Below are 14,149 nucleotides of genomic sequence, written 5' to 3'. Positions count from 1 at the left end.
TTCATTAAATTAGTTCTTAGCTGAAGGCATTTCGTACAGCTCTGCCTTTTTATTATTGATGGTAATTAGCAGGTATTTTTTGCCTTTAAAATTGATAATCCCCAGATGCTTAACTGCTTTTTGAGTCAGATCAATTCCAATTTGATGCCCTAACAAGATGGTTTTTTCATTCTTGATTAAAGCACCGGAAAACCCATCAAATCTACTGTGATATGGAGTCACTCCAAAGTAATTTCCCGCAGCAAAAACTTCTTCCCTAGCATCTGAATCAAAATTAGATTTCACAAAACTGGTGATAGGCGCTACTTGCATTTTATTGGAAAATGGAACAAAAATAAATTTACCCTTGTCATTTCTTAAATACCCCGATTTTAAATTATGAACTTCATACAATTTTGCTTTGTCTAACATTTTGGGATCAAAAACTTCCTCTAGTGTTTTTCCAGCAAAGGATTTATAGCTATTGAATTTCTTTTTCAACATTCCACTGAATTCTTCAGCTAATTCATCTAAACCTATTGTAGTATAGTATTTTCCGTTTTTTTCGATCGCAACAATTGTTTCAAAAGTGTCATTCGTATCAAAATCATCGTAATACATTTTCATAGGGAATTCCGGAGAGGCTTTGAATTTTGAATTCATTCCCCAGTTTCCAACCAAATAGTCTTGATCACCATCATGGTCAATATCAAATGCACAAATAGACTGCCATAACCCATTCTGATTTCCTGGTAAAAGACTTTCTGTAACCTCTTTAAAGCTTCCTTTTATATTGGCAAAAAATTTAGGTTTCATCCATTCCCCTACTACAATCAAATCTAAGTTTCCATCATTATTAAAATCCGTAACCAACGCATCAGTAACCATTCCAATTCCTGCGAAAATTTTACTTTGAACTATCGAAAACACACCTTTATTATTATTTAACAAGTAACAATCTGGCATTCGCCCGAAACTATTATATTTAGAATTATTTCCGACAAACAAATCTAAATCGCCATCTTTATCATAATCAATTGTTTTAATAACAGAAGCATTCATTGCCTTTGTATCTGGAAAAGCACTTTTAATTAGCGTATTTCCCAAATACAATCTATGAATTAGATCAGCAGCATATTGTCCACTTCCAGAAGCAACTATTAAATCATTTTGCTTATCCCCATTGAAATCAGCAATCACCGCCGAGGCATCTTCATAAATGGAATCTAAGTAAATTGAATTGAATACTTTTTTTGAAAATCCTTTTCCATTTTGAAGGTAAATTTCGGCTAACTTCCCTTGTGATCCTCCAAAGAAAACATCTTCTTTACCATCATTATTCAAATCTCCAACAACAGTTGCCGGTCCACGATCAGAACGTTGATATGGTATTAATTTTTGAGCTGTAAAATCAACAAAGTCATTTTCTAGATGTGTAAAATCGATTCCTAAATTGATTTCTGATTTTTTAAAAATAGGCAAAATAGCTGGATGTAATTTTGCATAATTAAATACTTTACGCCCCGGATTAGCTTGGATTGTAAGCGTCTGATTCGTTTTTACATTTTTCAGGGTTTGGATCGTTTTATCCGGCCAAATTACCTGAATAGAATCTACTTGCTTTATTTTTCCGTAACCAAAATGAATTATGGGTTCTGAACTCGATTGAAAACCACGTGTAGTCTGAATTTCTTTAAATTGTTTTTTGCCTTTTACATACGAAATCACTTTACTTCCTATCCCGAAAGTATTCTTTCCTCCAAAACGCAATTTTAATTTTAAATAATTGGCTTTATTATTAGTCCTGTTAATATAAATGGAAGCCACACTATTCAAATTATTGGTTACAACATCCAAATCACCATCATTATCTAAATCGGCATAAGCACCACCATTTGAAATAATGGAATCGTTTTCTATCCATTCATTAGATTTGTTTTTAAATTGCAAATCTTTAGCTCCTTGAAACACATAATTGGTTACATTGCCTTTAGGCATTTTCTTTAGCGCTTGTTTATCCAATAACTTAGTTGTATTAAGTTTGGTTTTTACATGATCATTTGAAAAATACTTTATGTAATCCAAATCATTTGGCCGTTTCGGAATTCCATTACAAATAAAAATATCTTGTTCACCATCTTGATCATAATCAGCAAATAAGGAGCTCCAACTCCAATCTGTTGCCGCTACCCCACTCAACAAAGCTGTTTCTGTAAAATGTTTCCCTCCCTGATTAATTTGCAACATATTTCTGGTATATTGATAATGATACCCTAATTTTTCTGTTCTAACCTTCAACATTTGAGGATTATCGTCACCCGATGAAGATTTTAAGACTTTTTCATCCTCAGGCAACATATCCAATGTAATTATGTCCGGAAAACCATCGTGATTGATATCAGCGACATCTATTCCCATCGAAAATCGACTAATATGACCAAAATAATTCTTCATACTTTCTGTAAATGTCCCATCTCCATTATTTAAGTAATAATAATCATCTTCATGAAAATCGTTACAAACATAAATGTCTGGATTGCCATCCAAATTAAAATCAGAAATCGCTATTCCTAAACCATAGCCATTAGCACCTCCAAAAATACCCGCTTGTGCGCTTACATCAACAAATTCGCCATCATCATTTCTAAATAGTTTATCTCCACTTTCATAATTTCTTTTATTTCGAATATCAGCTTTGCCATAAGAAGCTTCCGAATGAATCGCATGATTTAACAAATACATGTCTAAATCACCATCGCCGTCGTAATCAAAAAACGCTGCCGAAGAACTGTAATTATCAAGATCTAATCCGTATTCTGAAGCACTTTCAGTGAAGGTATTATTTTTATTATTAATAAATAATTCATTATGACCTTCAAATCCATTGATTCCTACCACTGCACAAACATAGATATCTAAATACCCATCGCCATTGACATCGGCCATAATAGAACCCGTTTTCCAATCACTTTCCCCCTCTATGCCAGCTTTCACAGAAATATCCTCGAATTTATTGTCGCCCTTATTGAGATACAACTTGTTTTTTCCTTGATTGGACGTAAAATAAATATCTACTAAACCATCATTATTAATATCACCCAGAGCGACCCCGCCTCCATTATAATAATAGAGATAATCTAAAATCGAAATATTCTTTGATTGATCTAATTGATTATTAAACTTTACATTACTTTCTTCGGGCGATAGTTTTTCAAATAATAGATTTTCATTCTTTGAACAACTAATAAATAGCAATGACGCTAGACCTATTTTAAAAAAATTATTCATTACTTATAAATAGTTTTGGAGTATTATTATTGAGTACTGCTAAAATAGCTATCGTATTATTTTTGTTTTTAACTATTTTAATCTTTTGCACTTCTCCAGTTAAAAAGAAACCAGAATTAGCATAAGGAAGCCAAGTAAAATCACCTTTTTTACTCCCTAACAAAACACTTCCATGATTGGCATCTAATCGCCCAAATTGCGGTTTAAATTCATATTGATTTCCCCCAAGTATGATATCTAAAATTCCGTCCTTATTAACATCCACGACACAAGTAGTATTTACAGATGAAAATTGCACTTCTTTTGGTAATATTTTTATTTCAAACTGACCATTACCCTTATTAATAGCAACAACACTTTCCTGAATCACAGCCGTTTTTTGTAAAGAATTGCCGACTACATCTTGAGCAAATATTTCTTGAACTGATTTGTTCGCATAATCAGCATAACTTAAATTTTTCTTTTTAATAGATGGAATCTGTTTTGCCAATTCTTGTTTTAAATGAATTGGCATATCTTTTCCTTCAATAGTACGAGTAGTAATTTGTTCAATAGTTCCATTATTGTCAAAATCATTGACAAATAATTTCATAGGATTTTTAGCAGAAGCTTTATAAGTTGTATTAGTTCCTTTATTCCCAAAAATAAAATCTTTTTTACCGTCATTATTCAAATCCACACAATTTATTGAATTCCAAAAACCTGAATAACCAGTCAAATTTGATTTAAAAATAGCCAAACGTCTTCCTGTATTTTTAAAGATTTGTGGAGCCATCCAATCGCCTACTACAATCAAATCTTTCTTAGAATCATTATCAATGTCTTCCCAAACCGCATCAGTAATCATTCCAGTCGAGTTGAGTTTGAAGGCTTTTTTATCGATAATATTTGTAAAATTTCCTTTGCCATCATTTTCTAATAATAAATGTTTTGGGTCAATACCATAGACTCCTGGAACACTTCTACTCCCCACAAAAACATCTACATCCCCATCACTATCAAAATCACAAGGTGCAATAACTGATACATTATTAGTTGTTGGAATGGTAGTTTTACTTTTTATGAAAATCCCTTTGCCATTATTCAAATACAAACGGTTTTTATAATTGGCTTGATCCGATTTCTCATTTCCGCCTGAACCTACAAATAAATCTAGGTCTCCATCATTATCAGCATCAAAGAAGCTAGCCGCTGTATCTTCAAAATCAACATCTACATCCAAATCTTTTTGAACTGTGACGCCAAAACTATTGTCTCCTTTGTTCAAATAAATTTTTCCTGATTGTCCTTTAGCACCTCCAATAAACACATCATCATTCCCATCACCATTAATATCTCCTACGGCAAGTGAAGGTCCCTCTTGTGATAGCATTCTAGAGATTAATCCTTCATAATCAAAATCGATGTAATCATTTTCCTTATGAGTAATAAAGTTTGACTTCACCTCTTTAAATAAGGCTTTTGACTGTGTTTTTTTAAAGATATACTCTTTTTTAGCATTACCAATTGATAAATTAATAGTTGAATTGAGAATTACTTTTTTTATCGTTTGCGATTTTCCATTTGGCCAAATTACCTGTAATGAATCTATTTTTTTAGTTCCAATACCAAACGTCATTACATAATCAATAGAAGATTGAAATCCTCTTGAAGGAATTAACTCTTGTCTTATAATTTCCTTACTTGAATATAATTCAACTACACTACCGATAGCAAATTTATTTTGATTATCTCCTTTCAATTTTACCTTAACAAAATGATTTGCTTTGTTTTTCTCTGAATTATTTCTGTAAACAAAGGATTCCATATTTACATTATTCACTACTAAATCTAAGTCACCATCATTATCTAAATCACCATAAGCCGCACCATTAGAGAAACTTGGCGTATCCAAACCCCAATTTATCGCATTATTTGTAAACGTCAGATTATGATTGTTTTTATAAGCGTAATTTGAGATAGGCGTGCTTGGCATCTTGGCTATAATGGTTTCAATATCTTCTTTTTTACCTGTAACTACCATTTTCTGCAAAAATTCATTTGCAAAAAAGTCCATAAAATCTTGATTTGTCAAGTCATGATAAATCCCATTACAAACATAAATATCTTTATACCCATCATTATCCATGTCAAACAACAAGGCTCCCCAACTCCAATCCGTTTTAGCCACGCCTGCATAATTAGCTATTTCAATAAATTTATTATTGTCATCATTAATCTGTAAAGTATTGGACATATATTGATTAAAAAAATCTAAATTCAATTTTCTAGTCAATAAATCATAGTTATCAAAACTAGTTGTTGTTTTTAAACGGGCATCCCCTTCTGGCAACATATCAGTTGTAAAAACATCAGATTTACCATCATTATTAACATCCGCTAAATCTGCCCCCATAGAAGATTGACTTATATGGGTTGCCCAACCTTGAATTTGTTCGGTAAACGTTCCGTTTTTATTATTGATGTATAAATAATCTCTTTCATAAAAATCATTTGAGATATAAATGTCTGGATATAAATCGCCGTTAACATCCCCCACAGTCACTCCTAAACCAAAACCAATCAAACTACTAAAAATACCCGCTGATTCACTAACATCAACAAATTTCCCATTGTCATTCCGCATCAATTTATCACCACCTCCTTTAAGGATTTCAGCAACATCCCAGTCTTTATCTCGTAATTCTCTTTTATTAGAATAATTTAAGGTCCCAACCGGAATAAAGCTGTTATTCAAAATATAACAATCTAAATCCCCATCCTTGTCATAGTCAAAAAAGGCCGCATGGGTTGTAATTCCAGTATCCGCAAGATTGTATTCTGCCGCTTTTTCTGTGAAAGTAGTATTCCCGTTATTTATATACAACTGACTTTTTCTTATAGCATCAATATTACTTCCTGCATCACAAACATAAATATCTAGCAAACCATCACCATTGACATCCACCATTACTACACCCGTTGACCACGCTTTTTCACCTTCAATCCCTGATTTTGTTGAAATGTCTTCAAATTTAAAATTGCCTTTATTCAAATACAACTTATTTGTGCCTTGATTAGAAGTAAAAAAGACATCCGCCAAACCATCATTATTGATATCACCAATTGCTACACCGCCACCGTTATAGAAATTACGATATTTAAAGATATTCATATTCTTACCATTTTTCACCTCATTCTGAAAACTAATACCCGTTTCAGAAGCGTCTAATTTAGTAAACAAGGAATCCGAATTTCCTTTAGAACAACTTATAAAAATTATAAATAGAAAAAAACTCGCAATACACTTCAACATCTTAAAAATGAATTAATTTAAATAAATATAAGCACGCAATTTATGTTTTTTTCAGTTTATAAAAAAATTAAAAAGAGCCAAAAAAAGTGTGAAATAAAACAAAAAAAGAGCTTCATAAGAAGCTCTCAATTATAAAAAAATTAAGAGGGCAATAAATCGCCCTCTTAATAACTAACTCCAAATATAATTAACAGTAAACAATACTTTTAATATCCAGGATTTTGTTTAATATTAGGATTCAACAAAGCTGTTGTTGGTACGGGTAACAATACTCTATACGCATCAGTATTCTTCATTGTAGCTCTAGCAGTAGTATAAGTTCCAAAACGAATCATATCATTTCTTCTCCAACCTTCTTCCCACAATTCTGTAGCTCTAGCTTTATCAATGTTAGCCAAAGTCGACAAATTAATTACAGTGGTAATTCCTTGACGAGCTTGTAATTGAGCAGCAATAGAAACAACAGTACTTGTGCTTGAACCACCTCTTGTTATAGCCTCCGCTTTCATCAATAAAGCATCCGCGTAACGGAATAACACATAGTCATTTTCCGGTTTATCCATATTAGACACATCTGGAATGTATTTTTGTGGACGAATACCCCATCTTTCTAACCAGCTTTGAGAAATGATTCTACCATCTGCTGGCAAATTTGCCAAATCACTTTGAAAATTTAAAGGTAATGAACCATTTTGAGCTCTTGTTGTTAGAGGAGTAACTCCTCCTTTATCATATTGCAGTCCTTTACGCAGTCCTAGAGGGCTCCCGAAAGCGGCAATAATAGCCGGATCATTATTATTAATACGTCTATCTGACGGATCAAATTTATCGTAATACTCCTGCAATACAGAAAATCCGTTCCAACCACTTGGAACTTGATTGTAATGGTTTCCCATATACCACCTTGTTCTAATAGCGCCCATATCAACACCATTAATATTTTTGGCTGTAAAAATTAACTCCGGACTAGTATGATTTGCTGGTTTAAAGTTATCCCAGTAATCCGAAGCTAAAGTAGTAGCGCTAGAAATAGCATCAACGTATTGAATTACTTTATTCATATTAGCCACATTGTTCGCATTAAATCCTGTATGACTTGGCGAATCAAATACCGCTTTATTCAAATAAATTTTAGCTAACAAAAAGTTTGCTGCATCTTTACTTGCAATTGAAGGATCAGAAGTATTTTTTGCAGGAAGATTAGGCAACGCTTCTACAAGCAATGCAATAATTTTAGCTGTCGCTTCAGGAGAAGTCCAAACCTTAGGAAAATCATCTGGAGAACTACCTGCTTCTCTGTATGGAACTTGACCAAACATATCAATAGCATTGTAATAATAATAAGCTTTCAAAAATTGAGCTTGCGCTTTCTTGTCAGCCGGAATTCCCTGTATAGCTAATGCTAAGTCACAATTATAAACACTTGATAGCATCTGTCTCCAAGAAGTATTTATTTCTCTACTATTTGCGTCCCATGTATGAAAATGATCTTGCAACCACGCTCCACCGTCACCCCAGTCACCTGCACGTGTTGGCACAATAACAAAATCTGTAGAAACCTCTTGTATTGCAAATACTCCGTCTTGTCCCTCAAATTGTCGCAATCCATTATAAGCTGAAGTCAAAACTGCATCAGGATCCGCTTTTGAAATTTCAGTTGCATCAGGGATTTGTTCATCTAAATTAGTACAACTAACGCCAAGAACTAATGCTCCAGCAAAAATACCGTACTTTATAAAATTATTTTTTTTCATTTTTATTCTAATTAAAATGTTACGTTAAGACCTACTGACAAAGTTCTAGCTCTCGGATAAGATAAATAATCTATACCTGCAGAAGGGACACCATTTAAAGATTTGTTAGTATCAACTTCCGGATCAAAACCTGAATATTTAGTAATTATAAATAAGTTAGAACCGTTTACATAAAAACGAGCAGACTTCACTTTAAAACGCTCTAAAACATCTCCTTTAACAGTATAACCTAGTGTTAAATTACCCATTCTAATAAAGTCCCCTTTTTCAAGGTATTTAGTAGATGGTGTATTAGCATCAGATCTTGATTGAACTGAATTTGCAACTTCTGGAGTTACGTTTTTACCTCCCAATTGATTTTGATAGAAAAGGGCTACATTAGTGTTGTTGAATAAATAATTACCGAAATTTCCATATAATGATGTTGAGAAATCAAAACCTTTGTAGGCCAAACTTGTTGAAAAGCCTGCAGTCATTTTAGGTAAAGGCTGCTTATCTAACAATTTTACAGCGCCTCCATCTGCATATTGAGAAATTCCATTTGCATCATATCCTGTGAATGTTGGAAGATAATAGGTATACAATGGATGTCCATCTTGAATTCTTTGAACATATGCATCACTCAGACCTTGCCCGTGAATGGCTCCAACGTTGTACACGTTTGCAGCACCCAGATTTTCAATAGTATTTGACAAGAATGCCACGTTACCAGAAATATCCCAAGTTAAATCATCTGTATCAATTACCTTGTATGACAACGAAACCTCGACTCCTTTGTTTATTAAGTTAGCTGGTAAATTAGTATATTTGATACCTTGAGGTGAAGGCTGCCCTGAAGTTGAAGGGATACCAACAATTAAATCAGTAGTATTTTTGTTGAAATAATCAACAGATCCTGTTAACTTATTATTAAGCAAAGCAAAGTCTGTCCCTACTCCGTAAGAAGTTGTAGTCTCCCAAGTTAATTGAGAATTCGCATTGTTTACAACATTAAATTGATTTGGACCATTGTATTCAATTATACCTACAGAAGAGTTTCTTGGAAATTCAGTATTACCTGTTTTACCAATATTTCCTCTTAATTTAAAATCATTAACTAACCCGTCTTTTCCATCAACTAGTTTGTAAGCCAAACCTAAAGAAGGGAAATTTCCGTATTTTTTACCCGCTGCTGTTTTAGAAGAACCATCACGTCTTACCGTTAAATCTAAATTCAATTTATTATAGAATGCTAATGATGCTCTGGCAAAAACAGATTGCATATCAACTAATCCTTTATAAGAACCAACTCTTGTTTCTGTTGGGATTCCACCTTCCATATTTTCTAATAAATTAGTTTGTGTAGCAGCAAAACCTTTTGCAGATACATAAGTACCATTAGATGCATAGTTATAGTACGAATATCCAACAATTGCATTCAAGTTAATATTTTTTGTAATATCTTTTGTGAATGTTAAATTGTGTTCAATAGTTTTGTTTACTCTTTGATCATTAGAAACTGTCGCTTGTCCTCTGTACGTTTTCAAATCCGCAGGATTAGTAGCCGTTGCAAAATCTTGAATATTTAAATCCGGAGTAGCTTGTTGCTTTACAGAAGAATTAGATGTCTCAATACCAACAACCATGTTGTATTTCAAACTATTAGTTAATTTCACAGTAGTGGTTAGACTACCTAATAATTTAGACAAATCACCATTATTAGAGAACGAATTCATCAAATGAACAGGATTAAGATAATCACCACTCACTCTTGTGTAACCGCCTGGCTGTGCTGGGTCATAAACTGAACGCGTTGGGTTCCAATACAATGCAGCACTTAATAAGTTACCAATATATCCTGTATCGTTAGTAATCAAACCTCTACGATCTTTGATATTAGAATAAGCGATACGAGTTTCTAATATCACTTTACCATCAAAGAAATCATTTGAGTTGTAAAAACTTGCAGAAATTTTATCTAAACCAGTATTTCTTACGATACCGTCAGTATTAGCCATACCTAGAGAAACTCTAGTACTAGAATTGTCTGTTCCACTTGAGAAAGACAGGTCATGATTTACAGTATTACCTGTTTGCAATACTTGTTTTTTCCAATCGAATGCTCCGCCAAAATGATTTGCTGTCTGACCTGGAGTTGCCGCAATAAATTCATCAGTAGATAAAACATCGAATTTTGAAGCATAAGAAGAAGTAGTGTAAGAAGTAGAATAAGTTAATTCTGGCACTTTAGACTTTCCTTTCTTAGTTGTAATAATAATTACCCCATTAGCCCCTCTAGCTCCATAAATCGCTGTTGAAGAGGCATCTTTCAAAATTGACATACTTTCGATATCATTTTGATTAATGAAACTCAATGGATCTTTGGCGCTCATAGAGCCTAAATTCATATTAGCACCACCTGCTGATACGTCACCTCCGGCTAAAGGCACCCCATCTACAACAATAAGCGGTCCGTTACCCCCGCGTAAAGTACCATTACCACGAATTCTTATTGAATTTGCAGCACCTGGCTCTCCACTTGAAGAAGTAATTTGAACACCTGCAACTTTACCTCTCAAAAGTTCAGCTGGATTGATAGCAGCAACATTATCAAATTTTTTAGAGCTAATTTGATCTACAGCACCCGTTGCATCTTTCTTTTTAACCGTACCGTAGCCAATAACTACTACTTCTTTCAGTTCTGCAGAATCTTCTTTTAAGACTACACTAATAGTGCTCTTACCTGCTACATTTACCTCTTGAGATTTAAGACCAATGTAACTAAAAACTAAAACTGCATTTGAGCCTACGTTTTTGATCGTAAATTTTCCATCGAAATCAGTTTGTGCTCCATTTGTTGTTCCTTTAACTAAGACAGAAGCCCCTGGAAGCGGACCGCTGCCATCAGATACTGTACCAGACACATCTTGCGAATATGTCAAGCTTGTACACAGCATCGTTAGAAACACCATCAAGCCTTTAATTAGACTATTTTTCATACGTAATAAATAAGTTGGTTAATAATTTTTTTTAATGGTTTGTTTAAATATTAACACCAAACATAATTATAAATTTATGATAATATTAAGATATTACTAAACTATAACGTTTTCGTTATGCCGAAAACGTTTTCGATTTTAAAATTAATACTTTAAAAAATTAATACTAAAATTATACTAAACACAAAAAAAAGATACTAAAAAACATATTATTATAATTTAGTGGCTTTTTCACTTCAAATCAATTGTATATTACTCAATAGAAAAGCTTTTTACAAACTAAGATTACGAATTACTCATCATAATGAAGTTTTTTATACCAAATCGATAATCCAAAATAAGTCGCGTCAAATGTCTAAAAATAGTACGCCATACCTATCAATACTTCGTTTTTTACTCCGTGTTTCAACGGCTAAAAAAATCACATTTACTAAACGTATGATTATGAAAATGTAATTGCCTTTAAAATATAAATTTGGAATAAATTACATAATTAAACCATTTATCACTTCATCCTATTTATTTTATCTAAATAATCAGTCCTAAAATAGTAAAAGCAATCATGCAGCTTTTTCTGTCGAAAATTTAAATTGAATAAAACCCAATGGCTTCTAAAAACAAAAAACCACGAATACTATAACAATCTTCAAAATAGATTGCTTGTATATTCGCGGCAAAAATTATTTAAAGTAACCCGTTGGGTGTAATTACACCCAACGGGTTACTGTATTATTTGATAACAATTGTTTTATTATCCACTCCCAGTCCAATAATCTTAAGTGATTTCCATTGTTTTGGCAGCAGTCCCTTGTTGTATTTCAATCCCATATCCGTTTGTTCCACTCCGCCAAAACCATAAATAACGGCTTGAAGCATTGCTCCGGCTCCAGTAGCAAAATAAGGGTTATTACTATTGGCTGATTCCGAAAATACGCCAAAAGGAGGCCGACTGTTAGGTAAATACGATTTCACAAAATAACTATAGGCTTTATCTCTATCTCCCAATCGAGCATATAGAACCGATAAAACTCCGGAAGCCATAGCTGGACCATCTTTTTTGTCAATTTTTTCGGCGTAATATTCCAAATCTCTTTTTATTTGTTCTTTGTCAGTGATTGTATGCAAAGGATATGCTAATAAGTTGACATCTGCCTGTTTGATCATTTGTCCTTGATATCCTTTATAATTTTGAGTAATCCCATCCTTTTTATGAATCACTAATTTCTCTGATACTGCTATCCATTCTGGATTGATCGGCTCATTTAAAAGTGTCGCTGCTTTAATCGTATTTTTCAAAGACTCGATCGCTGATGCATTGGTAAAAGCATTGTCATCTACATGTTGCGCATACTCATCGGCACCAACTACATTCAAAATAGAAAAACTTCCGTCTTGATTTTTAACTACTCTGCTTACCCAGAAATCGGCTGTTTCTTTAAGAACCGCCCATTCTTTTTTCAGCCAAGAAGTGTCTTGTGTATAGGCGTAATAATTCCAAAAAGCTATCGAAACATCTGCTGTGATGTGCTGTTCAAAAATACCTGTCAAGGCCCAAGTTGGTGTTGCTTCTTCTCCTGTATCATCAGATTCCCAAGGATACATTGCTCCTTTGTACCCATAAATAAAGGCTTTTTGTTTTGCTTTTTGCAAACGATCTGACCGGTAATCCAAACATGATTTTGCCATATCAGGTTGCAGTGCCAAGAGCGTTGGATACATCCAAAGTTCCGTATCCCAAAAAATATGTCCGTTATAGCCTTGAGACGACAACCCCATAGGCGCAATACTTTGTCTGGTTCCTGGACGTATATAAGAATACAAGTTATACAACGCGAAACGCACCCGTTGTTGCGCATCCAGATCGCCTTCAATTTGTATGTCCCCCGTTTTCCATAATTCGGCCCAAGCTTGTTTGTGACGGTTCAATAATTTATCAATTCCTTCCTGAAGGGCATAAATAGGTTGTCTTTCGGATTCGTTCAAAGGATCCGTAACATCCTTGGAAGTGCAAATTCCTCCTGCAACCGCAAAACGGTATTTTTGGCCTTTGATCAATTTTTTAGTAAACCCAACTTCATTTCCGGTTTGTTTTAAGGTTTCGCTTTCATCATCAAAAAGAAAAGTTGTTGAAGCGGCCACTGTATATTTACCGGTTAGCGTTTTAGCTGTAGTACCAAAAACCGGCATTAAATACTGATTATCCTTTAAGACCCGAAACTGACTTTTTGCCTCTTTCAGTTCATCAGGAACAACCATGTAATTGTTAGCGGTAATTTCTATATCCTTAATAGGAGTAATTTCGACAATTGCCATCGCTGAAAAAGGAACAGCTCTATTAGCCAAAATCGTGTAATTAATTGTGGCCAAATCTTTAAACGAAAAGGAAGTGGTACTCGTTCCTTCTTTCATTGAAACCACTTGACTCCAATTATCGATATTGTCTGATTTGATTTCTTGCTTATTGATATTCAAATGCAGATTTAAAAACTCAATTCCGCGTACTATTCTGCTGATCCCATTTTCAGGACTTCCGTCATACACACCATTCAGGATAATTTCTTTTGTTTTGAGAGGTGTGTCGTCAGTAACGATTCCTATTTGACCATTGGCCATGGCAACTCCAAAATAATTCTCTCTGGAATTAGCATATAAGTGCCACTCGTCTGATTGGGCTTGACCACAAACCACAGTACTAACTAAGAGCATGAACACCAATGTTTTAACTGTTAAATTCATCATATAATTTTTTAATAATATCTTCAAACATATATAAATTATTCGTAAAAACATTAAATAGCTCAATATAGTATATGGAATACAAATCGAAAACGTTTTCGACTAATCGAAAACGTTTT

The 14,149-nt window shown here is 33.6% G+C and carries 5 protein-coding genes; all 5 read right to left on the bottom strand.

The features are described from left to right. Positions 1-9: 9 nt before the first annotated feature. Positions 10-3,267 (bottom strand): VCBS repeat-containing protein, encoded by a 3,258-nt coding sequence (locus EKL96_RS03955; protein ID WP_126458454.1) that lies wholly within the window; start codon positions 3,265-3,267, stop codon positions 10-12. After that, a complete protein-coding gene (locus EKL96_RS03950) occupies positions 3,260-6,562 on the bottom strand; it encodes a VCBS repeat-containing protein (protein ID WP_126458452.1) in 3,303 nt (1,100 codons plus the stop codon). The genes EKL96_RS03955 and EKL96_RS03950 overlap by 8 nt, the downstream gene beginning before the upstream one ends. Before the next feature lie 206 nt (positions 6,563-6,768). Continuing rightward, complete coding sequence (locus EKL96_RS03945; RefSeq protein ID WP_126458449.1) at positions 6,769-8,316, bottom strand: RagB/SusD family nutrient uptake outer membrane protein; 1,548 nt, start codon at positions 8,314-8,316, stop codon at positions 6,769-6,771. Between the two features lie 11 nt (positions 8,317-8,327). Beyond that, a complete protein-coding gene (locus EKL96_RS03940; protein ID WP_126458446.1) occupies positions 8,328-11,294 on the bottom strand; it encodes a SusC/RagA family TonB-linked outer membrane protein in 2,967 nt (988 codons plus the stop codon). Between the two features lie 729 nt (positions 11,295-12,023). Continuing rightward, positions 12,024-14,030, bottom strand: a complete 2,007-nt coding sequence (locus EKL96_RS03935; protein ID WP_126458443.1) for a glycosyl hydrolase family 95 catalytic domain-containing protein — start codon at positions 14,028-14,030, stop codon at positions 12,024-12,026. Positions 14,031-14,149 lie beyond the last annotated feature (119 nt).

Source organism: Flavobacterium sp. LS1R10, from assembly GCF_003968825.1.
Taxonomy (GTDB): domain Bacteria; phylum Bacteroidota; class Bacteroidia; order Flavobacteriales; family Flavobacteriaceae; genus Flavobacterium.
The sequence above is the reverse complement of the archived record's forward strand: the minus strand, read 5'-3'. Positions and strand labels throughout refer to the sequence as shown.